The organism is Haliea sp. E17, assembly GCF_048323675.1.
Lineage (GTDB): Bacteria > Pseudomonadota > Gammaproteobacteria > Pseudomonadales > Halieaceae > Mangrovimicrobium.
The window spans coordinates 843420-869833 of the sequence record NZ_JBLWFK010000002.1; the positions used below are offsets into that span (position 1 = coordinate 843420).

Here is a 26414-nt window from a genome sequence, read left to right on the forward strand (position 1 = left end):
TGCCCCAGCCCCACCGCTTGCGCTATAATCGCGCGCCCTGGCACCCGCGCCTGCTAAGCTGCACCCATGACCACGTCGACCTCCATCGCCACATCGCCGAAGCCGCTCTTCGCCTACCGCAAATTCTGGGCCGAGTGTTTCGGACCCGCCCCCGAGCTGCCCATGTCCCGCGCGGAGATGGACGCCCTCGGCTGGGACTCCTGCGACATCATCCTGGTAACGGGTGACGCCTACGTCGATCACCCGAGCTTCGGCATGGCGGTAATTGGCCGGGTGCTGGAGGCCCAGGGCTTCCGGGTGGGCATCATCGCCCAGCCGGAGTGGGACAGCGCCGAGCCCTTCAAGGCGCTGGGCAGGCCCAACCTGTTCTTCGGCGTCGCCGCGGGCAACATGGATTCCATGATCAACCGCTACACGGCGGACCGCAAACGCCGCAACGACGACGCCTACACCCCGGATAACGTCGGCGGCAAACGCCCGGACCGGGCGGTCATCGTCTACAGCCAGCGGGTGCGCGAGGCCTACCGGGACGTGCCGCTGGTCATCGGCAGCATCGAGGCCAGCCTGCGCCGCATCGCCCACTACGATTACTGGAGCGACAAGGTGCGCCGCTCGATCCTGCTGGATTCCCGCGCCGACCTGCTGCTCTACGGCAACGCCGAGCGCGCCATCGTCGATCTGGCCCACCGGCTGGCGGGGGGCGAGCCGATCAACAGCATCCGCGACCTGCGCGGCACCGCCTATGTGCGCAAGCGCATTCCGGACGACTGGCGGGTGGTGGATTCGACCTCCATCGACATCGTCGGCCCGGTCACCCCGCACCCCGACCCCTACGCCATGACCCAGAGCGCCGAGTGCGCCAGCGACGAAGTCAATGTCGAGGTCGGCGCGGACGTGGTGCGGATCCTGGATGTGGCGACCGAAGACGAGCGGCCCGCTGTGGTGCGCATCCCGTCCTACGAACAGGTAAAGGACGACCCCGCGCTCTATGCCCACGCCTCGCGCATCCTGCACAAGGAGACCAACCCGCACAACGCGCGGCCGCTGGTACAGGCCCACGGCGACCGCGAGGTCTGGCTCAATTCGCCGCCGATTCCGCTGACCACCGACGAACTGGACTGGGTCTTCGAGATGCCCTATACCCGCCTGCCCCATAGCGGTTACGGCGAGGCGCGCATCCCGGCCTACGAGATGATCCGCCACTCGGTGAACATCATGCGCGGCTGTTTCGGCGGCTGTACCTTCTGCTCCATCACCGAACACGAGGGGCGCATCATCCAGAACCGCTCCGAGGAATCGATCCTGCGCGAGGTGGAGAAAATTCGCGATACATCCCCCGCCTTCACCGGCGTGATCTCCGACCTCGGCGGCCCCACCGCCAACATGTGGCGGCTGGCCTGCAAGAGCCCCGAGATCGAGGCGAAGTGCCGCAAGCTGAGCTGCGTGTTCCCGGGTATCTGCAAGAACCTGAACACCGACCAGAAGCCGCTCATCGAGCTCTACCGCAAGGCCCGCGAACTGCCCGGCATCAAGAAGGTACTGATCGCCTCCGGACTGCGCTACGACATCGCCGTGGAGACTCCCGAGTACGTCGAGGAACTGGTGACCCACCACGTCGGCGGCTACCTGAAAATCGCCCCGGAGCACACCGAGGAAGGCCCGCTGTCGAAGATGATGAAGCCCGGCATCGGCACCTACGACCGCTTCAAGGCGATGTTCGAGAAATACTCCCGGGCGGCGGGCAAGAAGCAGTACCTGATCCCCTACTTCATCGCCGCCCACCCGGGCACCAGCGACCAGGACATGATGAACCTGGCCCTGTGGCTGAAGCGCAACAGCTTTCGCGCCGACCAGGTGCAGACCTTCTACCCCTCGCCGATGGCCAGCGCCACCGCCATGTACCACAGCGGCAAGAACCCGCTGAAGAAGATCAGCCGCGACAGCGAGCCGGTGGCGGCGGTGAAAGGTCTGTCACAGCGGCGCCTGCACAAGGCCTTCCTGCGCTACCACGACCCGGACAACTGGCCGGAACTGCGCCGCGCCCTGAAAAAAATGGGCCGCAGCGACCTGATCGGCAACGGCAAGGTGCACCTGGTGCCGCCGCGGCAGCCGGGCAAGCGCCACCCGGTGGTGGAGCCGCAAAACCACTTCGCCACCCAGCACACCGGCCTGCCGCGCAATCCCGGACGCCGCCGCAAATAGCGGGGTCAACCCGTCTCCATGCGCCGCTTGGTATGCCGCGTGGCCACCGCTTCCAGTGGATTTTCAGGCCAGGGGTGCTTGGGATAGCGCCCGCGCATCTCCCGGCGCACCTCCTGGTAGCTGCCGCGCCAGAAGCCGGCGAGATCCTGGGTGACCTGCAGCGGCCGCCCGGCCGGTGACAGCAGGTGCACCTGCAGGGCGATGCGCCCGTCGGCGATGGTCGGGGTCGCCTCGCAGCCGAACATCTCCTGTAACTTGACCGCCAGCACCGGCGGCGACTGGCTGTAATCGAGCTTGATACTGGAGCCCGAGGGCACGCCAAGGCGCTCCGGGGCGAGACGCTCCAGTTCCAGCGGCAGCGGCCAGGGCAGCAGTGCCTGTAACATGGCCCGCAGGTCGAGCTGGCGAAAATCCTCCAGCCGCCGGACCCCGTCCAGCCAGGGCGCCAGCCAATCCTCCAGCGAGTCGAGCAGCGCCCGGTCGGACAGGTCCGGCCAGGGGTTGCCTTCCGCTGCGGCGTGGGCCTGGTGCAGCAACTGCACCCGCGCCCGCCACTGTTGCAGGCTGTCATCCCAGGGCAGCAGGGAGAGGCCGCGACGGCGCACCACCCCCAGCAGGGCCTCCCGGCGGGCGTCCGCCGGCACTTCGGCCAGCGGGCTGCGGGACAGCTCGATGGCGCCGATCCGGCGCAGGCGATCGGCGACGAAGCGCCCCTCGCGGTCATTCCAGTCGACCACGTCCTCCTGGATCACCAGCGAGGAGAGCACCGACTCGAGATTTTCCGGGTTCAGCGCGGCGGCGCTGTAGATCCGGTCGCTGCTGCCCCCCGCGAGGCCGCCGAGTTCCGCCACCGCCAGCCAGGCTTCCCGCGCCAGCGGATCGGTCTCCCCGAGAACCCCGCTGCGGCCGTTGGCCAGCAGGTATTCGACACCCCCGCCGCTGCGGCGGCGGGCGATGCGGTCGGGCCAGGCACTGGCCAGCAGGATACCCGGAACGTCATCCGGCATGACCAGCACGGTCAGTTTGCGCGGCTTGTGCACCTCCCCGGCAATCCGTGAATAGCGCTGCGCCTGCTGCCAGATCTGCCGGTACCAGGCGCCCGCGCGCGGCGGGCAGTTGCGCTGGCCCATGAGCACCGCAAGAGTATCGCCGATATCTGCGCCGTGTTCCCCGGCGAAGGGGTTGCGCTCCGCCAGCACCGCCGCCAGCAGGCAGGCGGTTTCACTGGCCTGGATGTCGCAGCCGACCAGCAGCATATGCGCGAAGCGCGGGTGCAGCGGCACCTGGGCCAGGCGCACGCCGTGGGGGGTCAACTGGAAGCGACCCTCCCCCGGACGGATCAGCGCCCCGATCTGTTCCAGGACCGCCAGCGCCTGCTGCCAGGCCGCTGCCGGCGGCGGGTTGAGCCACTGCAGTTCAGCGGGGTCGCCGACACCCCATGCAAACAATTGCAAAGCGAGCGGCGCCAGGTCGGCCTGCTCGATTTCCGGCACCGCGTGGGCGACCAGTTGGGTGTCCTGCTCCTCCGACCACAGCCGGTAGCAGTGGCCGGGGCCGAGACGCCCGGCCCGGCCCTGGCGCTGGGTGGCCGAGGCCCGCGACACCCGCCGCGTCACCAGGCGGGTAACGCCGGTGGCGGGATCGAAGCGCGGTTCGCGCACCAGCCCGGCGTCGACCACCGCGGTAATCCCCTCGATGGTCAGGCTGGTCTCCGCCACGTTGGTAGAGAGCACGACCTTGCGCTCTCCCGGGGCAGAGGGCGCAATCGCCGCGCGCTGGCGCTCCAGGCTGAGCCCGCCATAGAGCGACTCGACGCGCACATCCGCCGGCAGGCCCTGCAGTTCCCGTCCCACCGCATTAATTTCCCGCTGCCCGGGCAGGAACACCAGCACGCTGCCGGCCTGCTCGGAAAGCGCCCGGCGCACCGTGGCGGCGACCGGTGCGGCGATTGCGTCGCGCAGCTTCTGCGGACCCTGGAACACGGTGGTCACGGGGTACAGCCGCCCCTCTGACGTCACTACCGGGGCATCGCCGAGCAAGCCCGCTACCGCCTCGCCGTCGAGGGTCGCGGACATCACCAGCAGCTTCAGCGGCGGCCCCTCGCGGAACAGCTCGCGCCCCTGCAGGCACAGCGCCAGGCAGAGGTCGGCATCGAGGCTGCGCTCGTGGAATTCGTCGAAGATGACCAGCCCGATATCCTCGAGCCCGGGGTCCGACTGCAGGCGCCGCGTCAGGATGCCCTCGGTCACCACTTCGATGCGGGTCGCCGCTGAGGTCTTGCTCTCCATACGGATGCTGTAACCCACGGTTTGCCCCACCGCTTCCCCGAGCAGCTCGGCCATGCGCGTCGCCGCGGCCCGGGCGGCCATCCGCCGCGGTTCGAGAATGACGATGCGCCTTCCCGCAAGCCAGGGGGAGTCGAGCAGGTAGAGTGGAACCAGGGTGGTCTTGCCCGCGCCCGGCGGAGCCTGCAAGACCACTTCGTGACGATGCGCGAGCGCCGTGCCGAGAGCATCGAGCACGGCACCGACGGGGTATTGCGAATAATCCGGGGGCTGCATCCCGTTATCTTAGCCGAGGCCACGGATACTCTCTAGCCATCCACCTCGACGAGCCCCCGCGACAGGGTTATAAAAAAAACATGTGATTGTTTTTCTCGTCCGATGTGGCGCGTCCGGACGCGCCGGCGCACCGGATTGGCGCACAGCAGGCGCGGCAACTGCGGCGCAAATTGCACTGAATTCAGCCACTGTCGCCACTTTGTCATACACAGGACCGATAATCGGTTATCTGGCAAGGTTTTTGCTGAACAATATTTGAACAGCGGAATTGCCAGCTTACTCCGGGACAAGCCCTGACCGGGGCTGGCAATGGCGGACGACAAGGCGACAAGGCCTGGGGTGCCGCCGAGAACCCTGCATGGTGAGCGAAATGAGAAGCATCGATTCCCACCTCGAGAAGATTTCTCGCAGTGCCGAACCGGCACTGTCCCGGGTCGCATTTTTTGATCTCGACCGGACCCTGATCGCCGGTTACTCGATTTTTGCGATGGCGATCGAGACTGCGCGCCACGCGGCGACCCAGGGCGACTGGAAACAGGCGACCAAACTGCTGCGCGACATCCTCAAGCAGAAGTCGACCAGCGCCGGCGGCAACTACCACCAACTGGTCAAACGCATGGCCACGGCACTGACCGGGGTGGACGAATCGACGCTGAGTAAACTGGGTGAGAAAGCCTTCAACAACAGCCTCGCACGCAACCTCTATCCCGAGGCGGTCGGCCTGATCGAGGCCCACCGGGCGGCGGGCGACAAACTGGTCATCGTCACCGCCGCCAGCCACTACCAGGTCGAACCGGTGGCGCGCATCCTGGGTATCGAGGAAATCTGCTGCACCCGCCTGGAAGTCCAGGACGGCCGCTTTACCGGCAAGGTTATCTCCCCCCTGTGCTATGGCGAGGGCAAGGCGCTGGCGGCGCGCCGCGTGGCCCGGCAACACGGTAGCAAGCTCAAGGATTGCTGGTTCTACAGCGATTCCTCGGCCGACCTGCCGCTGCTGAAAAAGGTCGGCCATCCGGTAGCGGTGAACCCCTCGGAAAAACTCGCGGTGCACGCGCGCAACCAGCGCTGGCCGCAACTGAAGTTCGACAGCCGCGGCATGCCCAAGCTGGAGAACCTGGCCCGCACCGCGCTGGTAATGGACTCGCTGATCGCCACCACCGCTTTCGGCGCCATCAGCCGCCGCCTGGGCGTGAGTCGCGGCGGCACCGCCAATCGCATGATCCGCATGGTCGGTGACATCACCGCCAACCTCGCCGGGCTCGAGTTCGATATCGAGGGCTACGACAACCTGCACCGGGAACGTCCGGCGGTCTATATCTTCAACCACCAGAGCCTGCTCGATTCGGTGGTCATGGCGCGCCTGCTGCGCGACGACGTGGTCGCCATGTGCAAGCGGGAAATGGCCTCGATGCCGATACTCGGACCGATGCTCAAGGAAGTGGACACCATCTTCGTCGACCGCAGCGAACGCGACCAGGGCGAGGTGCTGAAACGCGCCCTGGATGTTCTCGCCAGCGGCCGCTCGCTGATCGTCGCCCCGGAGGGCACCCGCAGTACCCTGGGTGACATACAGCCCTTCAAGCACGGGGCGTTCCTGCTGGCCAAACGGGCCGGCGTTCCGATCGTGCCGATCGTCCTGCACAATGTGAAGGACGCCATGCCGAAAGGCGCCTTCCTGGTTCGCCCGGCGCGCATCCGGGTGAGCGTGCTGGAACCGATTCCGGCCAACTCCATCGGCAGTATCCGCGGTGCCTGTCGCAACCTCGAGGATACCTACCAGCAGGTACTGGGCAACTCCCGCGAGGCCGCCCTGCCCCACAGGCTCAGCGCATGAACGACGGATCACAGGGCTTTCGCGCCGCCGCGGCAGCTCCCGGCCCGAAAGTCGCAAACGGCGAGAATTCGCGTTCACCCGGCGCCCGGGCGCACTATAATCAGCCCAAACTGTCAGCCAAAAGTAGCCCAGCAATGCCCAAGAACGCGCGCAAACCCTCCGGTATCCACCACGACGAGTTCCTGCAGACCCACATCGAGGAAATCCTGCAGGTGAGCAAGCCCGAGGGCCTGCACATCGACCTGTTTTGCAAGGCGGTGAAAAAAGTGTTCGACCCGCACATCGTCGGCGCGGAAAAGATTCCCGACGGCCCCTGCATGTTCGTCGCCAATCACTCGCTGTTTGCCCTGGACGGCTACATCCTGGGACCGCTGATGTACCGGGAACTGAACCGCTTTGCCCGGCCGATGCTGGATCGCTTCCTGCTGGAAATCCCCCACCTCGGCGACGCCTTCGTCGGCTTTGGCTCGGCCCTGGGGCATCCCGAGGTCTGCTCGGCCCTGATGCGCGAGGGTCACGATATCCTGCTGTTCCCGGGCGGTGCCCACGAGGCGGTGAAACCCGCCAGCGCCCTGTACCAGTTGCAGTGGCGGGAACGCTACGGCTTCGTGCGCCTGGCGGCGCAGCACGGCTATACCATCATGCCCTTCGGCATCGTGGGTCCGGATGAAATGTACGGCCACCTGATCGAGGGGGAAGACCTCCCCGGCTCACCGCTGGGCCTGCTGCTGAAACGCCTCGGCATACTCAGCGAAAACACCCGTGCCGACCTCCTGCCACCGATCCCGGTCGGCGCGCTCGGCACCCTGCTACCCAAGCCCCACCGCTGCTATATCGGCTTTGGCAATCCGGTAGACCTGTCGCACCATGGCGGGCGCAAACCGACCCAGAGGACCCAGGAAAAAATCCGCGCCGAGGTCGCCGCGGAAATCGAGGAAGTCCTCGCCGACCTGCTGGTCACCCGGGCGCGCAATCGCAGCAAGGAAGGGCTGTTGCGGCGCGTGTTGACGATTTGAGGCGAGGCGCGCACAACACCCGCGCCCTCCACTGCATCAAATCCGGCGTGCCGGTTGGAGTTGCCCCGCCGTCACAGCCTGAATGCCAGGCTTATCAGTAACAGCGATACCGCACAGGCAATGGCCGTCCTGATTCTGTTCGACCTGTTCCAGCGGGCTTCAAACCCGCTGCGAGCCTCGCTGAGTTCAGCGTCACTCAGACTGTGAACCACACACTTCTGCAGCCGGTTATTCAGCGGCAGGTGCACAAAGATTGTCAGGAATTGCACACCGGCGAGGTAGCCGGCGGTGGCCAGTAGCAGCAGGAACAGCTCTGCGCCATAAAGTTCCGCCACGCCATTGAAGGCGCAGACGATCAGTGAAACCGCAGACCCGATCCATACGAATACAAATATCGGTGAATTCTGCTGGATTACCCGGTCGGTTACCTGGAAAGCCCTGATGAACTGAGCGTCGTCCAGGCTGCGAAGGCCGGGCATTATGACAATCGCATAGGCGAACAGGAAACCAGCCACCAGCGAGCACAGGAAAGCCGACAACACCAGGGTTACGCCGAATACGCTCATGAACCTGATCCCCACTTCCGGAAAGGGTATTTCAGGGACAGTTTAGACAATTACCGCTAAACCGGTGGGCGCCCCTGGGGGCGACCGGCATCCGGCCGGGAACCGGGTTATGGCCCAACTCGCTCTGGGACCCGGTTATTGCGGGTAATCCTGTTGACGCAGTTCGGCTTGCTGCAGGATGGCCCTGCGGGCTTCTACATCAAGCTTTCGCCAGGCAGCAATCTCATCGGTGGTGCGAAAACAGCCACCGCAGACCTTCGAACCCTCGATCAGGTTGCAGATATGCACACAGGCTGATACCAGCTTCTGCTCTTCAGTTTTATGCCACTTCGTCATAGACACCGGATGCCTGCATACAAGCGAAGCGCTGAGCTTATGGAAAGATGCCCGGGATGTCCAAGCAATCACCGGTTCCACTGGCCCTGGCGGCGCTCGAACAACACTGGTAAACGTCGAGCCCCTGTACTCTGCCGCTGGGCACCCTGGTTGAAAGTTGCCCGGAAAAGTTGGACGCTAGCGCTGTTTCGAGCGAACCGAGCGGGAAGCTGTGCCACTGCGCAACGGCAATCAATGCATGCCTGAACCCAACACCAGCAGCGTGCCGGCCAGCTTCACCGGCAAGCGAGTAAAACCCGATCGCCCCCCGGAAGCAGGCGTCGACCTGCCCGGCTGCAACTGAACGTGCGCCACAGCGCCCCCAGCGAGGGCATTGCCCACCCCGGCGACAGCGAGAACGGCCTGAACAGCGCAGAGGTCGAGGCCCGCCGCAGCCAGTTCGGGACCAATGCCATCCTGGAAGCGACCACCGCCGGCTGGCGCGAGGTGCTGGGCGACAGCGCCCGCGACCCGATGATCTGGTTCCTGGTGGGAATTTCCGTGCTGTTCTTCGCCCTGGGTGATATCACCGAGGCCATTGTGCTCGCGGTCGCGCTGGTACCGATTCTCGGCATGGACGCCTGGCTGCACCGGCGCACCCGGGCCAGCATGGAAGGCCTGGCGGGGCAGCTGGCCGTCAGTTGCCGGGTGATCCGCGACGGCGTCATTTGCGAACTGCCGAGCGAGGAACTGGTGCCGGGGGACCTGGTGGTCGTGGGCGCCTCCGAGTCCCTCCCCGCGGACGGGATCATCGTCGCTGGCAGTGATTTGCAGGTCGAGGCGTCTGCGCTCACCGGCGAGTCCCTGCCACTGCGGAAGGCGGCCCTGACGACGATTTCCGGGGACAGTATCGACGATGTGTCCTGGGGAGCGGCGGGCACCCGCCTGCTGACTGGCGAGCTGCGCCTGCGCGTGGTGCACACCGGGGCCGACACCCTCTACGGCCAGATCGTGCGCCTGGCCAGCGCCGGACCGAGGGACCCCACCCCGATGCAGGCGGCGTTGCGCAATCTCGTCAGCACCCTGGTCGTCGCCTCCATCATTATGTGCGTGGCGCTTGCCGTGGCGCGCTACCACCAGGGCCACGGCCTGCTCGACGCCCTCCTGAGCGCCGTGACACTTGCGGTGGCTGCGCTGCCGGAAGAATTTCCCGTGGTGTTTACCGCCTTTCTCGGCGTGGGCGTGTTTCGCCTGGCCCGCCGCAAGGCGCTGGTACGCCGCGCCGTGGTGGTCGAGAACATCGGCCGGGTCACGGCGATCTGCACCGACAAGACCGGCACCCTGACCGAGGGATCACTCGCACTGGTACACCTGTGCCCCGCGACCGGACTGGCAGAACAGGAACTGCTCGGCATCGCCGCCGGCGCCAGCCGGGCGGACAGCAGCGACCCCATGGACCTCGCCATCCTGTCCCGCGGTAGCGCTGCCGAGGGCGCGCGCCTGGCAACCTTCCCCTTCAATGAGCAGTCGCGCCGCGAAGTGTCGGTATACGACATCCCCGGCAAGGGCCGGCTGGCCGTGTGCAAGGGGGCGCCGGAAACCGTGCTGGCGATGTCCACACTCGATGAGACACAGCGTGCGAACTGGCTCGCGCAGGCGGAACAACTGGCCGCCGACGGCCACAAGGTCCTCGGCTGCGCACGCCTTGCAATCAGCGACTGGCACGGCGGCGAGCCGGACCGCGATTTTACCTTCGCCGGCCTGTTCGCCTTCGAGGACCCGCTGCGGCCGGGGGTCAAGGAAGCCGTGACGCAGGCACGGGATGCGGGAATCCGGGTGTTGATGGTCACCGGCGACCATCCGCGCACGGCGGTGGCTATCGCCCGCGAACTGGGGATGGGCGACCCGGAACCACGGGTGATCAGTGGCGATGAACTGGCACTCCGGCTCGAACGCGAGGGCGTTGCCGCCATCAGCGGCATCGACGTGGTCGCACGCTGCCTCCCCGCACGCAAACTCGACATCGTCAGCGCACTGCGCAGCAGTGGTGAAATCGTCGCGGTAACCGGCGACGGCGTCAACGACGTGCCCGCGCTACAGGGAGCGGATATTGGTATCGCCATGGGCGAGCGCGGGACCCGCTCGGCGCGGGAAGTGGCGCCCATCGTCCTGCTCGACGACAATTTCCGCACCATCGTCGACGCGATTGCCGAGGGCCGCCAGCTGTTCAGCAATCTCCAGCTCAGCTTCGCCTACCTTTTGATGATCCACCTGCCGCTGGTGCTGACCGCCGCCTTTATCCCGTGGCTGGGTTACCCCCTGCTGTACCTGCCCATCCATGTGGTATGGCTGGAGCTGATCATTCATCCCACCGCACTGCTGGTGTTCCAGCAGTTGCCCGCGAAGGGACCGCTCGCGCCACTCGACAGGTCCGCCAGGCCGCGGTTTTTCAATCTCCGCCAGTGGCTGGTGATCGGCGTCACCGGTGGCCTGCTGACGGTACTGGTCGGCGCGGGTTACGCGTACAGCCTGGGCCCGGGGCAGAATGTCGAGCACGCGCGCACCATGGCTTTGTTGAGCCTGATCGTCGCCAGCGCCCTGGTCACCGCGGCCCTCAGCGGGCTGGGTACCCGCAGCGCCTGGATTGCGGTGGCAGCCACGCTGTGTTCCGCACTGGTCCTGATTCCACTGCCATCGCTGGCCGCCCTGCTGCATCTCGAACCGCTGCATGTCGACGACTGGATACTGGCGACCCTCGGAGGGTGTTGTGTCGCCAGTGTGGGCTTGTTGTTCCGCCCTGTCCGGCGCCGCCGCCAGGGGCCGGGAGGCAGTTATCGCCCCGGGTAAAACGCAACAGTCGGCACTGGCGTCGTTGCTCGATATACCGTGATGAATTGCCTTCCAGCGTCCCTTGACCAACGGGATTCAGGGACACAGTAGTTACCTTGCCCGGCAAACACACAAGCTGATACAGGCAATCGAATGGAACTAGATATCGATCACTTTAAAGGAGGCGTCCCAAACAACATAACGCTGCCAACCGGGGTACGCTGCAGTCGCCTCCGACTGCCCGATCCTACTATGCGTTTTGATGAGCACAACCATTTGGCTTTAGTATTCGCTCGGTCGAGGGAGGATTCATTTCCAGGAGATGCGCAGGCCGGATTGGGCGCTGGACAAGCCCGCCCCCGCAATTGGGGCAGACCTTCCCAAGCACTTCCCCTGCGCAGCGGGTGCAGAATGTACACTCGAATGAACATATCATGGCCTCTGCGGATTCAGGCGGCAGATCCTTATCGCAGCATTCACAATTGGGTCGTATTTCCAGCATCTGTGGTCTCGCTCTTGGTACGTATCGCCAGCAGCAGGGACGCGTTATCTGCCCGATCAGTAAGCTTCATTTTCGGTGTGGACACTAACACTTAAGTGCCCCTCCATATCCAGAGTCACGCTGAAAACAATTGGCTGGCAACAAACCTGACAATCTTCTATGTATTGCTGCCCCGCCTCCTGGTGATCGATCAGCACTTCAATGCTTTCACCACAGTAGGGGCAACTCACCACGTTTTCTTGCAAGAACTCCATTCCTTATCGAATCACTGTGAGCCTGGGGCAAATAACAGTTAAGTAAATTGAGGAGTCTTTACGGCCTCCGTCCCGGATTGTGGTTTGGGTAAGTTGAAGAAGTTTAGTCATATCAACATCCTGTCGATCCCGATATTGCGTAGAAAAGTTAATCATCAGACCGCACGGAAATCATATTCGATTAAATGACGGACTTGACCGACCCATTGCCATACCAATGCAGGCGGACTGCATGCAGCCAAATGCGGCCGACCCCCACTCAGCGAAACGTAACCTCGCTGTTCAACAATTGATATAGAACTGCCGTGTATACCGCTACATTCTGCGCCAGCGCCTCCGGGTCGACTTTATCCAGGGTGTCATCCGCGGTGTGGTGCAGGTCGAAATAATCCCAGCCGCTCTGCAGCAGGGTGAACACCGGCACGCCGGCTTCGCGCACGTACTTCAGGTCCGGGCCGCCGCGGGCATTGTTGTTGCCCGGCCCAACGCCAAAGCCGCGCAGGGGAACGCCCAGGGCCTGGGCGGCTGCCAGTGTCGCTTCGCTGGCGCCGGTATCGAAGCGCCAGATGCGGTCCGCGCCGAAATCCGATTCCAGCGCGGCGACGTGATTCCCCAGTTCATCCGCATGTCGTTCCGCGTAGGCCTTGGCCCCGGCCAGCCCCACCTCTTCCGCGCCGAACAGGACCACACGCAGCGTGCGCTGCGGCCCGCCCTTGAGCGCATCCATCTGGTACTTGGCTGCCGCGGTTACGATGGCCACGCCAGCGCCGTCGTCGACCGCGCCGGTACCCAGGTCCCAGGAATCCAGGTGGGCGCCGACCAGGACGATTTCATCTGCCGCGTGATGTCCGGGAATCTCCGCCACCACATTGCCCGAAGTGCCCTCCGCGCGGGTCCTCGGCGTCAGCACCAGGCGCATCCGGACCGGTTCGCCGCGGCCGAGTATGCGCTGCAACTGGTCCGCGTCCGGCGCCGCCAGCGCAGCGGCCGGCACACCGGGATCATCGCCGGGCTCGGTGACCCGTCGCATCTGCCCGGCGTGGGCAAAGCGGTGGCTGCTGGTGCCGACGGAGCGGATAAGCACCGCCAGCGCACCTTTTTCTGCCGCCAGATAGGCTGCCAGCCGGCGCTTGGCGGCGGCCACCCCGTAGCCGGAACCATCCTGGGTGCGGGTCATCACCTCGTCGACAAAGACGATCCTGCCCTTCAGGGCCTCCGCCGGAGTGGCTTCCAGTTCCGCCACCGAGGCTACCGCGAGTACCTCGCCGCTTACGCCCTCCTCACCGGTGGCCACGCTGCCGCCGAGCGCGGTGATGGTCAGCGCCTGTGGAAATGGCGCGACGATTTCCGCGATTTCGCGGCCCCGCTCCCACACCGGCAACGCGAAGGGTTCGATACGGACATTGCGAAAGCCCAGCTCCCTGAATTTCGCCACTGCCCAGTCGCGCGCCCGCGCCTCGGCCTCGCTGCCCGCCAGGCGCGGCCCGACCTCCGTGGTCAGCGATTCGACGATGTCATAGGCCAGCGATTCTGCCTGGGCCTGCCGCGCCAGCTGTTCGGCCCGGGCCTGTAGTTCGGTGGGTTGGGCCAATGCCAGTATCGGGAAAACTGTGCTGCCGGCGAGGAGGAGGCAGCTGAGGGTACGTCGCATATGAAGTCTCCGTCTGCCCCCCGATACTACATGCGGGGACAGCGGGAAAAAAGCAAAACAGCCCAGGGGGAATACATCGCTGCTTGCGACGAATTCCACGCAGGCACAAGCGCGAATGAACCTGCGGCCTTCCGGCTCTCCGCGCCACGGGAGGGGAATCCCAACGCACATTCGGCATGTGCCACCGCCGGGCAATTCCCTATACTGTTGCCTTCGCAACCGGGAAATCGAGCATGCAAGACACGCCGGACAAGTGGCCGTTTCGCTGGGACCTGCTGCTGCGCTACCGCTACATCGAAACCATCGCGCTGTGGGAGGGCCGACTGACCACCCGGCACCTGTGCGATACCTTCGGCATCGGCCGCCAGCAGGCCAGCAAGGACATCAACAACTACAACCGCGAGGTCGGCCCGGGCAACCTCGAGTACGACAAGTACCTGAAGGGCTACAAGCCGACCCCCGCCTTCCAGCCCAGGGTGACCCGCGGCCTGGCCGACGAATACCTGCACCTGGTCGCGCGCAACAACGAACTGATGAACATGTTCGAGTCACTGGCGCTGGGCACCCGCAACGTGGAAGTCCTGCTGCAACCGGTGCGCGACGTCAAACCGGAAACCCTGCGACCCATCCTGCTGGCCGCCCGCCAGCAGCGGCGCCTGGATTGCGACTATGTATCGCTCAACCACCCGGATCGCGAGGGCCGCATCATCGTGCCGCATACCCTGGTGTATACCGGCCTGCGCTGGCACGTGCGCGCCTGGTGCGAAAAGAACCAGGAATACCGCGATTTCGTCCTCAGCCGCTTCCGCGATGTCCCCGAAATCATGGACGAGTCGCCCCACGGTGTGGAGGGCGACAGCGACTGGAACAGCCGGGTGACCATTCGCATCACCCCCCACCCGGGCCTGACCGCGGAACAAAAGGAAGTGATCGAGGTCGATTTTGGTATGCAGGATGGCGCCCTGACCATCGACACCCGGGGCCGCCTGGTCCCCTACGCGCTCAAGTTGCTGCGGGTAGACCCCCACGATGAGCGCGCGGAGCCCATGGCCCAGCAGATCGTGGTGGCCAACCGCGAGGAACTGCGCCCCTGGCTATTCGGATAATGCAATGACTGACGAGAACCCCTACCCCGAGGCCTACAGCGAACAGGGGCTGAAGGAAAAACTGGCCGGCTACGCCAAAAGCGCGGGTCGCGAGGTGGTGGAGAAAGTCCTGCTGCTCTACTACGCCCTGCAGCGCGCCGACACGCCAACCTGGGCCCGCGCCACGATCATCGGTGCGCTGGGCTATTTCATCGCCCCGCTGGATGCGATTGCCGACTTCACCCCCCTGCTCGGCTACAGCGACGACCTGGGGGTACTGGCGCTGGCGCTGGCCACCGTCGCTTCGCAGATCGACGAGGACGTCCGCCACAAGGCCGCGGCGAAACTGGAAAGCTGGTTCGGCACAGCGCCTGCGCCGGCGCAGCCAAACGACGCCGCCGAAGATACCTGATAGCCCGCGAACCTAGCGGTTGGACACCCTCAGGGTGCTGTAATTGCGTGAGCGCAGCAGCGCATTCTCCCGTACTGACTGGTAAAACAGGCTGTAATCGATCAGGTGGTAATCCTGCCTCGGGTCGGTACTGGCCTCTGCAAAAACGCCGTCACCCTGGGCTGCCACCCGCAGCAGGCCATGGTCACAGGCCGCCCAGGTCCAGTGTTCCAGCAGGGGCGGCAGCGATGCCAGTGCCACGTCCGCGGGCACGTTCAACAGGGTGTTGAGCAGGCTGCCGCCGGGCGAGACATACAGCGCCCCGGGGTTTTCCGCCGCGGCAACCCGCGGCCCCTCGCGCTCCCAGCTCAGGGGGTTGGTACACAGCAGGTCCTTGCCGTCGGCCACTTCAATGCCCGAGGGATACCAGTGCGGCACCCCGCTGCGCCGCACACCCTCCTCGCCGTAGGTCGACCAGTGCACCACACAGCCGGTGTCGCTGGCGGATTCGCAGGGCGCGATGTGCCGCAGGGTGCGGCCAAAGGTATCCAGCGGCACCCAGTAGCCCACCAGGTAGGCCGCCACCAGGCGTTGCTGCAGCGGCCGGCCATCGACGTGCTCGGCCAGCAGGCGCAGGGCGTGGTAGGTGCCCTGGCTGTGACTGGCGATAATAAACGGTCGCCCGTGGGTGCGCGCCAGGAAGGCGTCGAAGGCGCGCTCGATATCGGAATAGGCGAGTTCCAGCGCGGCGGGCCCATCGCTCCCCTCGCGGTCGAGGAAGCTCCACAGGGTGGCCTGGCGGTAATGGGGCGCATAGACCTCGCAGCAGAGGTTGAAGGCGCTGGCCTGGGCGCCCAGGATGATGTCCACCATTTCCCAGCTGCGGGTATCCGGGAGCAAGGGATCGTTCCACGTGGCGCTGCTGATGTAGGACGTGGGGTGGATAAAGAAGACGTCGATCGGGGCGGGGCCCTCGCGCGCAGCTTCTCCGGCCGGGGTCAGTTCGGCGGCGCTGGCCTTGCCCGGCCAGGCGGCCCAGAAACGGCGGTCGGCGTAGTCCGGCGCCGTGCCGGCGGGCGAGCGCGCAAAGGGCTCGGAGGGCTCGATGTAGTAGGCGAAAACGTCTTCGCTGCGGATTCCCAGGGCGAAGCAGATTGCAGCCACCGCTGCCACCGCGGGCAGTAGCAGCAAACAAAACTTCTTCATAAATTCATGCGATAGTCACGTTTTTGTAACATTGCGCATGGTATCAGGCGGCCCGCCCGACAAGTGTGAAGCTTTTATGAAATTCAGGGCGCGCCGGCGAAGGTATCGCAATTATCCAGCAGTCCGCCCTCGAAACCGCGCCGGAACCAGGTCACCCGCTGCTCCGAGCTGCCGTGGGTAAAGCTGTCGGGCACCACCTGGCGCCCCGCCTCCCGCTGCAGGCGGTCATCGCCTATCGCCGTCGCCGCCCGCAGCGCTTCCTCGAGGTCGCCCGGGTCGAGCAACTGGCGCTGGGTATTGGCCGCGTGCCCCCAGATGCCGGCAAAGCAGTCCGCCTGCAGTTCCTGGCGGACGGACAGCGCATTGACGTCGGCCTGGCTGCGGCCGCGCCCCAGTTGCTGCACCTTCTGGCTGATACCGAGCAGTGTCTGCACGTGGTGGCCGACCTCGTGGGCCAGCACGTAGGCCTGGGCGAAGTCCCCCGGGGCACCGTGGCGCTGGCTGAGGTCATCGAAGAAGCTGAGGTCGATATACACCTGCTGGTCGCCGGGGCAGTAGAACGGCCCCACCGCCGAGCTGGCCAGGCCGCAGGCCGAATTCACCCGGCCGCTGAACAGGACCAGGGTCGGGTCGCGGTACTGCAGGCCGTTAACGCGGAAGATCTCCCGCCAGGTGTCCTCGGTATCCGCGAGGATCACCGAGACGAAATCCGCCCGCTGTTGCTCCCGCTCACTGAACTGCGCCGGCGAACCGCCCGAGTTGCTCGCGCCGCCGCCGGCCAGCAGCGACAGCACGTCGATGCCCAGCAGTTTGCCACCAAAAATAACCACCACGGCGACGATCAGGATGGTGCGCCCGGTCTTGGTCTTCAGCAGTGCCGGCAACAGGCGCAGCACCATGGGCGCGGCCCCCGCCGCTGACGCCGGTGGCGACTCACCGCGCCGGTCGTCCACGTTGTCACTTCGCCTGCCGTCTTTCCAGCGCATGTCATATCTCCTTCAGGTGCCCTAAATCTAGCACCGGGGGAAAAACTGGCAAGCGAATCCCCTTCCCGCTAATCTGGCCCTGCCACTACCGGGGAATTCGAAGAGCATGAGCATACTGATCGGCGGCAACGACAACGGCCAGGTATTTCTCAATCCGCGCTACGCCAACCGCCACGGGCTGGTCGCCGGCGCCACCGGCACCGGCAAGACCGTCACCCTGCAATGCCTGGCGGAAGGCTTTTCCGACATCGGCGTCCCGGTGTTTCTCGCCGACGTCAAGGGCGACCTCTCCGGCCTCTGCCAGCCCGGCAGTCCCCACCCCAAAATCGATGAACGGGTAGCGAAGATCGGCATCGCCGGTTTCCAGCAGAAAGGCTACCCGGTGTCCTTCTGGGACCTGTTCGGCAAGCAGGGCGTACCGGTGCGCTCGACCGTCAGCGAAATGGGGCCGCAGCTCCTCTCACGCCTGCTCGACCTCAACGAATCCCAGGAGAGCGTCCTGACCCTGGTCTTCGAGTTCACCGACAAGGAGGGCCTGCTGCTGCTGGACCTGGCCGACCTGCGCACTTCGCTGGAATTCCTGGCGGAAAACAGCAGCTCGCTGAGCACCGGTTATTCCGTCTCCAAGGCCTCGGTCAACGCCATCCTGCGCCGCCTGCTGATGCTGGAGCGCGAGGGTGGCAGCCATTTCTTCGGCGAACCGGCGCTGGAATTGCAGGACTTCATGCAGAAGGACCGCCAGGGCCGCGGGGTGATCAACGTGCTCGCCGCGGACAGCCTGATCATGCAGCCGCGGGTCTATTCCACCTTCCTGCTGTGGCTGCTGTCCGAACTGTTCGAGACCCTGCCGGAGATCGGCGACCCGGAGCAGCCGGTGCTGGTGTTCTTCTTCGACGAAGCCCACCTGCTGTTCTCCGGGGCCTCCCGCGCGCTGCTGGAAAAGATCGAGCAGGTGGTGCGCCTGATCCGCTCCAAGGGGGTGGGCGTGTACTTCGTCACCCAGAGCCCCTCGGACATCCCCGATTCGGTGCTGGCGCAACTGGGCAACCGGGTGCAGCACGCGCTGCGCGCCTACACCCCGAAGGAGCAGAAAGCAGTGAAAGTCGCGGCGCAGTCCTTTCGCGAGAACCCCGGGCTGGACACGGTCACCGCCATCGGCGAACTCGGTGTCGGCGAGGCCCTGGTATCCACCCTGCAGGAAAAGGGCATCCCCGCGCCGGTAGAGCGCGTGCTGGTGCGCCCTCCCCACTCGCGCATGGGCCAGGCCACCCCCGAAGAGCGCAAGCTGCTTCTGGACAACGACCCCAACCTGCGGCGCTACGGCCAGGCGGTGGACCCGCGCTCGGCGCATGAAGTGCTGGGTGAACGCACCCGCAAACTGCAGGAGCAGCAGGATGCCGCGGAACTGGAAAAGCGGGCGCGCAAGGCCGGCAGCGGCGGTTCCCGGCGCAGCAACCGCCAGGGCATTGGCGAGGCCTTCCTGAAGAGTTTCGCCCGCAGCCTGGGCTCCGCCAGCGGCCAGAAACTGCTGCGGGGCATACTCGGTTCGCTGCTGAAATAGCCGCCTTCAGGCAGCCGGGCGCAGCAGTTTCTGCACCCCGGTGACCACCGCGACCACCACGGCGCCCGCCAGCAGGCCAACCAGCACGCCCGCCAGGGTCGGCAGGATGGCCCCTGGCAGCGAAGGCAACTGAGCCGCGAATGCCTCCACGCCATGCCCGAGCGGTGGAATGCCGTGCAGCAGGATACCGCCGCCCACCATGAACATCGCCACGGTGCCGACGACGCCCAGGCCCTTCATCAGCTGCGGTGCGAAACTGACCAGCCCGCCGCCCAGGCGGCGCTTGCCGCGCACCCAGGCGCTCTCCCCCTCGCTGCGCAGGAGGTAGAAGCCGATATCATCCAGCTTGACGATGCCGGCGACCAGGCCGTAGACGCCCAGCGTCATGACCACTGCAATGCCCGCCAGCACCCCGACCTGGGTGACAAACCCGGAATCGGCGACGATGCCGAGGGTGAGGACGATGATTTCCGCGGAGAGAATAAAGTCTGTGCGTACCGCGCCGCGGATTTTCTGTTTCTCGAACTGCACGATATCGACCGCCGGGTCTTCCAGCTGTTTTACCAGATCCGCGTGCTCGTCCCTGTCCTCGGCGGCGCTGTGCAGGAATTTGTGGGCGACCTTCTCGAAACCCTCGAAGCACAGGAACAGCCCCCCGGCCATCAGGGCCGGCGTGATCAGCCAGGGCGCGATGAACGACACCAGCAGGGCCAGGGGCACCAGGATCAGCTTGTTGAGCAGGGAGCCCTTCGCCACCGCCCAGACCACGGGGAGCTCGCGCTCCGCCCGCACCCCGGTCACTTTCTCGGCGTTGACGGCGAGGTCGTCGCCGAGCACGCCGGCGGTTTTCTTCGCCGCGACCTTGGTCATCATCGAGACGTCGTCGAGTACCGAGGCGATGTCGTCGATCAATACCAGCAGACTGCTTCCCGCCATTACCTGTTCCCCTTCCCGAGCCCTGCGGCAAAGGCGCAGTCTCTCACAGCAGCGCGGCGAAGTTCAGCCCTGGGGCTGCGCGGGCACCACCGGCTTCTTGCGCCGCCGCTTCGCCGGCACATGCATGCGTGACTTCGGGTAACGCGGCAGTTTGCCGGTGGAGAGGTAGCGGTGAATGGACTCCTGTGAGCGGATATGCGCCACCTTCTTGCTCTCCGGAACCAGCTGGTTGACCTGGTCGCGGTCGATAACCCGCGCCTTGACGTTGTCGTTCCACTGCTGGTCGAGCACGTTCTGGATAATGAGCTGGGCGTCCTTGTCGTGCACCGGCGCCATCACTTCCACCCGGAAATCCAGGTTGCGGGTCATCAGGTCGGCGGAACTGATCAGGTAGCGCGGGTTGCCGCGGTTGTAGAACACGTAGACCCGCGGGTGCTCGAGGTAGCGGTCGACGATACTGATCGCCTCGATATTCTCGGACAGCCCTTTAATACCCGGCAACAAGGAGCACATGCCGCGCACGATCAGCTGCACCTTGACCCCCGCCGCGCTCGCCTCGTAGAGCTTTTTGACCAGGTCGTTGTCGACCAGGTTGTTGCACTTCAGGGTCATTTCGGCGCGATAGCCGGCGTTGGCGTTGGCGATCTCCTGGTCGATGAGCGCGGTGATGCCGGAGCGGGTGCTGTGCGGCGATACCAGCAGTTGCTTGTATTCCGGGCGGCGATAGGTGTACTGCAGGAAGTCGAAGACGTTGTAGACGTCGCGGCCGATCTGCTGGTCGTAGGTCAGCAGGGTGAAATCGGTGTAGATGCGCGCGGTTTTCTCGTTGAAATTGCCGGTGCCGATGTGGCTGTAATAGCGGACCGTGCTGTTCTCCTTGCGCTCGATGAGGATCAGCTTGGAGTGCACCTTGAGGCCGGCGATCCCGAATATGACGTTGATACCGCTGTCGGTGAGTCGCTGGGCCCAGTCGAGGTTGGCCTGCTCGTCGAAGCGCGCTGCCAGTTCCACCATCGCCAGCACGCGCTTGCCGTTGTCCACCGCGTTGACCAGCGCATCGATGACCCGCGAGTTCTTCGCCACGCGGTACAGGCAGATCTTGATGTCGGTGACGTAGGGATCCAGCGCTGCGGTTTTCAGCAGGTCGATCAGGTAGTCGAAGGGATGATAGGGGTAGTACAGCAGTACATCCTTCTCGCGGATGGTGTCGAACAGGCTGCCCGGCTGGTCCAGCCGCGGCACGTGTACCGGCGGCAGGGGCCGGAATTCCAGCGACTTCGACCCCACGTTGGGGAAGCCCATGAAATCCTTGGAGTTGTGGTAGCGCCCCCCGGGCATCAGGCTGTCGTACTTGCCGAAGCGGAAGCGGGCGCTGAGGTAATCCAGCAGGCGCGGCGGCATCCTGGCGTCATAGACCATGCGCACGGCATCCGCCTTGCGCCGCTGCTTGAGGCTTTTCTCGATCTTCTCCATCAGGCTCTGGGTGATGCCGGTATCGATTTCCAGCTCGGCGTCGCGGGAGACCTTGAAGCAATAGGCGTGGGCCTCCTGCATCGGGAAGATCCCGCGGAACACCTGCGGCAGGCAGGCCCGGATGATGTTGTCCAGCACGATAAAGACCTTGCCGCCGCGCTTGCCCTTGCGCTGGGGAATCTGCACGAAGCGGTCCAGGCGATCCGTCGGCACCTCGACCACGGCGTAGCGGTAACTGTCGCCGTCCCGAATATCCACGGCGAGGTACAGCGACTCGTCGTTCAGCGCAGGCATCGGCCGGCCGTCGCGAATCAGGATGGGATCCAGTTCCGGCAGCACCTTGCTGGTGAAATAGGCCTGTACGAACTGCAACTGGCGCTCGTCCAGCTGGCGCTCGTTGATCAGGTAGATACGCTTGTCAGCGAGTTCGTCCATGATCTGCTGGTAGATCTTGTCGAACTCCCGTTGCAGTGCCACCACCCGGCTGAGAATGGCCGCGAGCAGGTTCTTGAAGTGCTGTTTGTCCGTCCCCGAGGCGACGGAAATCAGGCGGCGCACCTCCGCCACCCGGACCCGGAAAAACTCGTCGGAGTTGTTGGAGAATATCCCCAGGTAACGCACGCGCTCGATCAGTGGTACCTCGGGATCCGCCGCCTCCTGCAGCACCCTGGCGTTAAACGATAACCAACTGAGTTCCCGCGGAAAAAACTTGTCGTGCTCACGCAGGTCGACAACCCGCGTCTTGACTGGATTAGACATTGACGTCCCCGTTCTGCCCCAGGCGGAGAATCTAACATTGCGGCCTGCATAACAGTATTACAGAAATATGACCGGGTTGCTGGCCGCGCTGCAGGTTTGTGAAAAAGGGAACGAAAAAAAGCCCGGTTGTTCCCCGTTACAGCTGGGGCCGGGCCAAGGTAGGGATCTCTTACTCAAGATTCCCCAAGGGGACTGTCAGCCGCTTCAGGCGGCCTCGGCGATCTCCGGATACTGGCGACACACCGCTTCAAAACTGTAATCTTCCATGCCCAGGGCGCGCAGTGCCGGCAGGACATCGTCCTGGCTGTTGGCTTCCAGCCGCTTGCGCAGGGTCGGCAGCAGGCCGACGCGCCTTACCATCTGCCAGGTGCCGGTCGCACGGGTGCGCTTGCCGCGCATTTCGCTCATCGCCTCTTCGTAGGCATAGATGGCCTTGACTGCCGCGAGCTCCGCCTCGTTCTCGGCGCCGTAGCTTTCGGCGCGCAGGTCCACTGCCCGGCGGTAGGCCTGTACGGCCAGGTCCGGGTGCCCCTGACGCTGTGCGTTGCGGGCAAATACGTAACAGAGTTCCGGTTCGCGGATACGTTCTACAAGTTCGTGCATGGCTGCTCTCCTTTTCTCCCCTGGGGCGTATGGCCCCTCGCTATGGTTCCCATGGTAGGGGTCGGCAGGCAATTTCCACATGGCAGTTCACGCCAACGGCATGGCCGCTGGCGTCAAGCGTCTTGATGGGGCGGCGCACGCGGTGAATTGACCGCGACGGCAGGCCTGGGTGCGCCTCGCGGTCAACAGGGGGATATGGCGTGGGCCGGCCGCTGCCGGCAGTGGGAAACGGCGGGGGCTCGACATCGGCCAGGGGATTCAGGGGTACTGTGGGGGGAGCAGTGGCGAAGGCTGCGCCACTCCAAAAAAGCCCGCCAGCCACTGGCGTGGGGGGCGGGCTAATAGCCGTATGTTTCGGGGCAGAAACATCGGCCAGGGGACGTGATAGCACCTGCAGGAAGCAGCGTGCTAACTAAAAAAATAGCCTGCGATTGCAAAATAGCAAATTTTTGGCTGAATATTTTTTAATCAATTATGGCCGGATGGCGAGGACGTCCGTTTTCAGGTGCTGCAGCACCCGTTCTGCTGTATTGCCGATCAACCGCGCCTTGATCCCCTTGCGCCCCACGGTCCCCATCACCACTAACTGGGCGCGGCGCGCGGCGGCCTCACTGGCGATCACCTTCTCCACCGGGCCGCGCTTGACCTTGAAGGCCCGGGCCGGGATAGAGAATTTCTCCGCCAGGGATTTTACCTGCGGCGCCATCGCCGCGCGCGCATCCGCAACATAGCTGCGGGTGTCCACCAGGTCGAGTTCGCGCAGCAGCGCGGGCACTTCCACCGCGCAGATGATTTCCAGCTTCTCGTCCATGGCCAGGGCCAGCGCCTGGGCCGTCGCCAGGATGGTTTCGTTGAGCTGTTTCTTCACCTTGCCGGAACTGGCCAGGTCCAGCGCCGCCATCACCGGGTGAGTCCGTCGCCACTGGTTCTCCGCGACGATCAGGACCGGCGCCGCACAGTTGCGCAGGAGCGCCCAGTCGGTGGAGGTGTGCACCAGGGTTTCAGTGCGCCTGCCGGTCTTCACCACGTAGCTGTACTTACCGGACTCGCAGCGCGCGCAAACCCAGGGAGCGACGTCCTTTTCCCAGAGCACCCGCAGGCTGACTTTCTGCCCCTCGGCGGCGTTTTTGTCGATGAAACCCTCCAGGGTCTTGCGACGGCGTTCAAGCAGGCCGCTTTTGACCGCGGCCTTGCCGTTGCCCTTGAGCTTCAACTGCGCCAGCGGCGCGTACTCGAAGGCGACGACCTCGGCTTCCTGGCCCAGCAGGGCCGCCATACGCAGCCCCCGCGGCAACGCGCAGCCCTCACCCTTCTGGTCGGCGATGATCAGAACTTTCCCCATGCTGTGACTCCTCTGGCGTGTCGGCACCGATTATAGGGCCTGCCCCGGGGGATTCCAGCGGGATTCACTCCGCGGCGCGGGCGGCCTCGCGAAATTCGGCGGGGGCCAGCCCGGTCCAGCGCTTGAAGGCGCGGGAAAAGGTACTGGGCTCGGAAAAGCCGAGCAGGTAGGCAGTCTCCACTACCGAGCGACTGCCCTGGTTGAGGTACTTGCGCGCCAGTTGCAGGCGGGTGTCCTGCAGCAGGTCGGAAAAGCTGGTGCCCTCTTCCTTCAGCTTGCGCTGCAGGGTGCGGTTGCTGACGTGTAATTCATCGGCGACCTGCTGCTGGCTGGGCGGGCCGTCGGGCAGCAGTTCGAGGATTTTGTCGGCCACGTCGCGGGCGGTGGAGCGGCCGAGAAAATTTTTCAGGTAGGCCTCGGAAATTTCATCGTTGGCCCTGGCCAGCGCCGGGTTGCCGGTCACCAGCGGCTCGATGATGTCGGGGCGGTACCAGCTAAGGGTGCAGGTATCGCAACCGAAGGCCACCCGGCTGCAGAGCATGGACTCCCAGCGCTGGGGATTTTCCGGCTCGGGCCGGTCCAGGCAGACCCCCGCCGGAGCGATGAACTCGCCGAGCACGAGGTTGCACATGCGCACCACCGAACCCACCATGTAGTCGCGGTTGACGTAGCCCTTGCTGTCACCGAGCAGCGGCTTGCCGAATTCGATATGCACCAGGTCGGCCTCCTCGCGCATGCGGATATGGGCCGAGGTGCTCACCAGCTTGCCGAAGCGCACCAGCCGCTGCAACCCCGCGTACACGGTGTCGCTGGCCAGCCACGCCAGGCCCAGGCCGCGCAGGACCTGTGGCCGCAATTGTTCCGCGGCTACCAGCCCGAAAGCCTCGTCGCCGGTGATCTCGACACTGTAGTCCATCAGCGCGGCGAACCGGGTATTGGGAATACGCCAGTCCGGATCGGCCAGTTTGGCGGCGTCCAGTCCCACATGGGACATGACCTCCAGTGGTTCCAGGCCATAGAGGCGCAATGCCTGGGCCACCGGCAGAACCGATGTTCCCAGCACCGAGTGTCGCAGCGCTAGTGGTGCGTTCATTCCCTGTCCCACGGAATCCTTTGCGCCTAATAGTAGCGTTCGCGAGGGGCCCAGACCACCCGCCGCCGCTTGCGTATTCAGCGCCGAAGAGATACTGTATTTATATACAGTTATCCGGAGAGCGCCATGGCAAAGGGCGAGGTTCCCATCATCGCGCAACAGGCCCATCACCGCGGCCGCGGCGCCCTGAGCAATGCCCCCAGTCGTTACCAGGGCACCGCGGTAGCCTGGGACGACGGCGTCATTGGCCCGAGCCCGGTCACCGAATGCCGGGCGGTGACCGCGCGCAGCATCATCAGCCGCAACCGCTCCCCGGACCTCCCGTTCAGCCAGTCGATCAATCCCTACCAGGGCTGTGAACACGGCTGTGCCTACTGTTACGCGCGCCCCACCCACGCCTACCTCGACCTCTCCCCGGGCCTGGATTTCGAGACCCGGCTTACCTACAAGCACAACGCGGCCGACCAGCTGCGCCAGGAGCTGGCAAAACCCGGTTATCGCTGCGAATCCATCACCATCGGCGCCAACACCGACCCCTACCAGCCCGTGGAAAAGGAGCACCGGATCACCCGGCAGATTCTGGAAGTGGCCTGTGAAACCCGCCACCCCGTCGCATTGATCACCAAGGGCGCACTGGTAACCCGGGATATCGACCTGCTGTCCGACCTGGCCCGCGATGGCCTGTGCAGTGTCATCATCAGTGTGACGACTCTCGACGCGGACCTGAAACGCGCCATGGAACCCCGCGCCGCATCCGCTGCCGCGCGGCTGTCCGCGATCAGCGAACTCAGCAGCGCCGGCGTGCCGGTCTCGGTGCTCTTCGCACCGGTCATTCCCGGCCTCAACGACAGCGAAATGGAAGCGATACTGCAGGCAGTGGCGGCCGCCGGGGCCGCCGCGGCCGCCATGCAACTGCTGCGCCTGCCCCTGGAGGTGGCGGGGCTGTTCCAGGAATGGCTGCAGCAGCACTACCCGCTGAAGGCGGCGCACGTCATGAGTCTCGTCAGGCAGTGTCGTGGCGGCCGCGACAACGACAGCCGCTTCGGCCAGCGCATGCGTGGCCAGGGGCCGTTCGCGGAATTGCTGGCGCAGCGCTTTCGCGTCGCCTGCCGCAGGCTGGGATTGAATGCGGGGGAGCCACGCGCGCAACGCACCGACCTGTTCCGGCCGCCGTCGCGTTCTGCGCGCCCTAACGACAGTCGCCAGATCGACCTGTTCGGCTGACCTGGCGACGTTTTTTTTGGGGGGG

At 65.0% G+C, this 26414-nt stretch carries 21 protein-coding genes; 8 read left to right on the top strand and 13 right to left on the bottom strand.

Going from position 1 to position 26414, the window contains the following annotated elements; translation table 11 throughout:
- The first annotated feature begins 66 nt into the window (after positions 1-66).
- Positions 67-2202: a YgiQ family radical SAM protein gene (locus tag ACNKU3_RS06905; RefSeq protein WP_418258683.1), complete on the top strand. Its 2136-nt coding sequence runs from the start codon at positions 67-69 to the stop codon at positions 2200-2202.
- Positions 2203-2207: 5 nt separating this feature from the next.
- Here the strand turns inward: ACNKU3_RS06905 and hrpB are convergent, their stop codons facing one another.
- Complete coding sequence (hrpB, locus tag ACNKU3_RS06910) at positions 2208-4763, bottom strand: ATP-dependent helicase HrpB (protein WP_418258684.1); 2556 nt, start codon at positions 4761-4763, stop codon at positions 2208-2210.
- Between the two features lie 370 nt (positions 4764-5133).
- On the opposite strand from hrpB, the gene ACNKU3_RS06915 reads away from it, so the two are divergent.
- Positions 5134-6597: an HAD-IB family hydrolase gene (locus ACNKU3_RS06915; RefSeq protein WP_418258685.1), complete on the top strand. Its 1464-nt coding sequence runs from the start codon at positions 5134-5136 to the stop codon at positions 6595-6597.
- A 134-nt stretch (positions 6598-6731) separates the two neighbouring features.
- Entirely contained in the window at positions 6732-7613 is an 882-nt protein-coding gene (locus ACNKU3_RS06920; RefSeq protein WP_418258686.1) for a lysophospholipid acyltransferase family protein, read from the top strand.
- 71 nt (positions 7614-7684) lie between these two features.
- Here the strand turns inward: ACNKU3_RS06920 and ACNKU3_RS06925 are convergent, their stop codons facing one another.
- On the bottom strand, positions 7685-8179 hold the full coding sequence (locus ACNKU3_RS06925; protein ID WP_418258687.1) for a DUF1772 domain-containing protein: 495 nt from the start codon (positions 8177-8179) through the stop codon (positions 7685-7687).
- Between the two features lie 135 nt (positions 8180-8314).
- Positions 8315-8515, bottom strand: coding sequence for a DUF1289 domain-containing protein (locus ACNKU3_RS06930; RefSeq protein ID WP_418258688.1), 201 nt, complete (start codon positions 8513-8515; stop codon positions 8315-8317).
- Between the two features lie 345 nt (positions 8516-8860).
- On the opposite strand from ACNKU3_RS06930, the gene ACNKU3_RS06935 reads away from it, so the two are divergent.
- The gene (locus ACNKU3_RS06935; protein WP_418258689.1) at positions 8861-11341 is read left to right on the top strand and encodes a cation-translocating P-type ATPase; all 2481 of its coding nucleotides are present in this window, start codon (positions 8861-8863) and stop codon (positions 11339-11341) included.
- A gap of 232 nt (positions 11342-11573) precedes the next feature.
- Here ACNKU3_RS06935 and ACNKU3_RS06940 read toward each other — a convergent pair whose 3' ends face one another.
- From ACNKU3_RS06940 to ACNKU3_RS06950, 3 genes are all read right to left on the bottom strand, one after another.
- Positions 11574-11825, bottom strand: a complete 252-nt coding sequence (locus tag ACNKU3_RS06940; protein WP_418258690.1) for a DUF1272 domain-containing protein — start codon at positions 11823-11825, stop codon at positions 11574-11576.
- Between the two features lie 56 nt (positions 11826-11881).
- Positions 11882-12079, bottom strand: coding sequence for a CPXCG motif-containing cysteine-rich protein (locus tag ACNKU3_RS06945; RefSeq protein WP_418258691.1), 198 nt, complete (start codon positions 12077-12079; stop codon positions 11882-11884).
- Between the two features lie 259 nt (positions 12080-12338).
- Positions 12339-13730 carry a M20/M25/M40 family metallo-hydrolase gene (locus tag ACNKU3_RS06950; protein ID WP_418258692.1) on the bottom strand — a complete coding sequence of 464 codons (1392 nt, stop codon included), beginning with the start codon at positions 13728-13730 and terminating at the stop codon, positions 12339-12341.
- Positions 13731-13963: 233 nt separating this feature from the next.
- Here ACNKU3_RS06950 and ACNKU3_RS06955 point away from each other — a divergent pair, with 233 nt between their 5' ends.
- Positions 13964-14836, top strand: a complete 873-nt coding sequence (locus tag ACNKU3_RS06955) for a helix-turn-helix transcriptional regulator (RefSeq protein WP_418258693.1) — start codon at positions 13964-13966, stop codon at positions 14834-14836.
- Positions 14837-14840: 4 nt separating this feature from the next.
- On the top strand, positions 14841-15227 hold the full coding sequence (locus tag ACNKU3_RS06960) for a YkvA family protein (RefSeq protein ID WP_418258694.1): 387 nt from the start codon (positions 14841-14843) through the stop codon (positions 15225-15227).
- 12 nt (positions 15228-15239) lie between these two features.
- Here ACNKU3_RS06960 and ACNKU3_RS06965 read toward each other — a convergent pair whose 3' ends face one another.
- Together ACNKU3_RS06965 and ACNKU3_RS06970 are read right to left on the bottom strand one after the other, a co-directional pair.
- On the bottom strand, positions 15240-16412 hold the full coding sequence (locus tag ACNKU3_RS06965; RefSeq protein ID WP_418258695.1) for a DUF3089 domain-containing protein: 1173 nt from the start codon (positions 16410-16412) through the stop codon (positions 15240-15242).
- 83 nt (positions 16413-16495) lie between these two features.
- Positions 16496-17398 carry a neutral zinc metallopeptidase gene (locus tag ACNKU3_RS06970; protein ID WP_418258696.1) on the bottom strand — a complete coding sequence of 301 codons (903 nt, stop codon included), beginning with the start codon at positions 17396-17398 and terminating at the stop codon, positions 16496-16498.
- Positions 17399-17504: 106 nt separating this feature from the next.
- Between ACNKU3_RS06970 and ACNKU3_RS06975 the strand changes: the two genes are divergently transcribed.
- Entirely contained in the window at positions 17505-18959 is a 1455-nt protein-coding gene (locus ACNKU3_RS06975; RefSeq protein ID WP_418258697.1) for a helicase HerA-like domain-containing protein, read from the top strand.
- Between the two features lie 6 nt (positions 18960-18965).
- Here the strand turns inward: ACNKU3_RS06975 and ACNKU3_RS06980 are convergent, their stop codons facing one another.
- From ACNKU3_RS06980 to ACNKU3_RS07000, 5 genes are all read right to left on the bottom strand, one after another.
- Positions 18966-19895 (bottom strand): DUF808 domain-containing protein, encoded by a 930-nt coding sequence (locus ACNKU3_RS06980; protein ID WP_418258698.1) that lies wholly within the window; start codon positions 19893-19895, stop codon positions 18966-18968.
- Between the two features lie 63 nt (positions 19896-19958).
- Positions 19959-22127, bottom strand: a complete 2169-nt coding sequence (ppk1, locus tag ACNKU3_RS06985) for a polyphosphate kinase 1 (RefSeq protein ID WP_418258699.1) — start codon at positions 22125-22127, stop codon at positions 19959-19961.
- Positions 22128-22331: 204 nt separating this feature from the next.
- Positions 22332-22730, bottom strand: coding sequence for a hypothetical protein (locus tag ACNKU3_RS06990; RefSeq protein ID WP_418258700.1), 399 nt, complete (start codon positions 22728-22730; stop codon positions 22332-22334).
- A gap of 472 nt (positions 22731-23202) precedes the next feature.
- Entirely contained in the window at positions 23203-24072 is an 870-nt protein-coding gene (locus ACNKU3_RS06995; protein WP_418258701.1) for a universal stress protein, read from the bottom strand.
- Positions 24073-24136: 64 nt separating this feature from the next.
- Entirely contained in the window at positions 24137-25165 is a 1029-nt protein-coding gene (locus tag ACNKU3_RS07000) for an AraC family transcriptional regulator (protein WP_418258702.1), read from the bottom strand.
- A gap of 126 nt (positions 25166-25291) precedes the next feature.
- Between ACNKU3_RS07000 and ACNKU3_RS07005 the strand changes: the two genes are divergently transcribed.
- Positions 25292-26389, top strand: coding sequence for a PA0069 family radical SAM protein (locus tag ACNKU3_RS07005; protein WP_418258703.1), 1098 nt, complete (start codon positions 25292-25294; stop codon positions 26387-26389).
- Positions 26390-26414 lie beyond the last annotated feature (25 nt).

What these genes read in the sequence shown, in the direction of transcription:
- ACNKU3_RS06905 (WP_418258683.1), top strand. Translation starts at nt 67, where the DNA reads ATGACCACGTCGACCTCCATCGCCACATCGCCGAAGCCGCTCTTCGCC.
- hrpB (WP_418258684.1), bottom strand. Translation starts at nt 4,763, where the DNA reads ATGCAGCCCCCGGATTATTCGCAATACCCCGTCGGTGCCGTGCTCGAT.
- ACNKU3_RS06915 (WP_418258685.1), top strand. Translation starts at nt 5,134, where the DNA reads ATGAGAAGCATCGATTCCCACCTCGAGAAGATTTCTCGCAGTGCCGAA.
- ACNKU3_RS06920 (WP_418258686.1), top strand. Translation starts at nt 6,732, where the DNA reads ATGCCCAAGAACGCGCGCAAACCCTCCGGTATCCACCACGACGAGTTC.
- ACNKU3_RS06925 (WP_418258687.1), bottom strand. Translation starts at nt 8,179, where the DNA reads ATGAGCGTATTCGGCGTAACCCTGGTGTTGTCGGCTTTCCTGTGCTCG.
- ACNKU3_RS06930 (WP_418258688.1), bottom strand. Translation starts at nt 8,515, where the DNA reads ATGACGAAGTGGCATAAAACTGAAGAGCAGAAGCTGGTATCAGCCTGT.
- ACNKU3_RS06940 (WP_418258690.1), bottom strand. Translation starts at nt 11,825, where the DNA reads ATGCTGGAAATACGACCCAATTGTGAATGCTGCGATAAGGATCTGCCG.
- ACNKU3_RS06945 (WP_418258691.1), bottom strand. Translation starts at nt 12,079, where the DNA reads ATGGAGTTCTTGCAAGAAAACGTGGTGAGTTGCCCCTACTGTGGTGAA.
- ACNKU3_RS06950 (WP_418258692.1), bottom strand. Translation starts at nt 13,730, where the DNA reads ATGCGACGTACCCTCAGCTGCCTCCTCCTCGCCGGCAGCACAGTTTTC.
- ACNKU3_RS06955 (WP_418258693.1), top strand. Translation starts at nt 13,964, where the DNA reads ATGCAAGACACGCCGGACAAGTGGCCGTTTCGCTGGGACCTGCTGCTG.
- ACNKU3_RS06960 (WP_418258694.1), top strand. Translation starts at nt 14,841, where the DNA reads ATGACTGACGAGAACCCCTACCCCGAGGCCTACAGCGAACAGGGGCTG.
- ACNKU3_RS06965 (WP_418258695.1), bottom strand. Translation starts at nt 16,412, where the DNA reads ATGAAGAAGTTTTGTTTGCTGCTACTGCCCGCGGTGGCAGCGGTGGCT.
- ACNKU3_RS06970 (WP_418258696.1), bottom strand. Translation starts at nt 17,398, where the DNA reads ATGCGCTGGAAAGACGGCAGGCGAAGTGACAACGTGGACGACCGGCGC.
- ACNKU3_RS06975 (WP_418258697.1), top strand. Translation starts at nt 17,505, where the DNA reads ATGAGCATACTGATCGGCGGCAACGACAACGGCCAGGTATTTCTCAAT.
- ACNKU3_RS06980 (WP_418258698.1), bottom strand. Translation starts at nt 19,895, where the DNA reads ATGGCGGGAAGCAGTCTGCTGGTATTGATCGACGACATCGCCTCGGTA.
- ppk1 (WP_418258699.1), bottom strand. Translation starts at nt 22,127, where the DNA reads ATGTCTAATCCAGTCAAGACGCGGGTTGTCGACCTGCGTGAGCACGAC.
- ACNKU3_RS06990 (WP_418258700.1), bottom strand. Translation starts at nt 22,730, where the DNA reads ATGCACGAACTTGTAGAACGTATCCGCGAACCGGAACTCTGTTACGTA.
- ACNKU3_RS06995 (WP_418258701.1), bottom strand. Translation starts at nt 24,072, where the DNA reads ATGGGGAAAGTTCTGATCATCGCCGACCAGAAGGGTGAGGGCTGCGCG.
- ACNKU3_RS07000 (WP_418258702.1), bottom strand. Translation starts at nt 25,165, where the DNA reads ATGAACGCACCACTAGCGCTGCGACACTCGGTGCTGGGAACATCGGTT.
- ACNKU3_RS07005 (WP_418258703.1), top strand. Translation starts at nt 25,292, where the DNA reads ATGGCAAAGGGCGAGGTTCCCATCATCGCGCAACAGGCCCATCACCGC.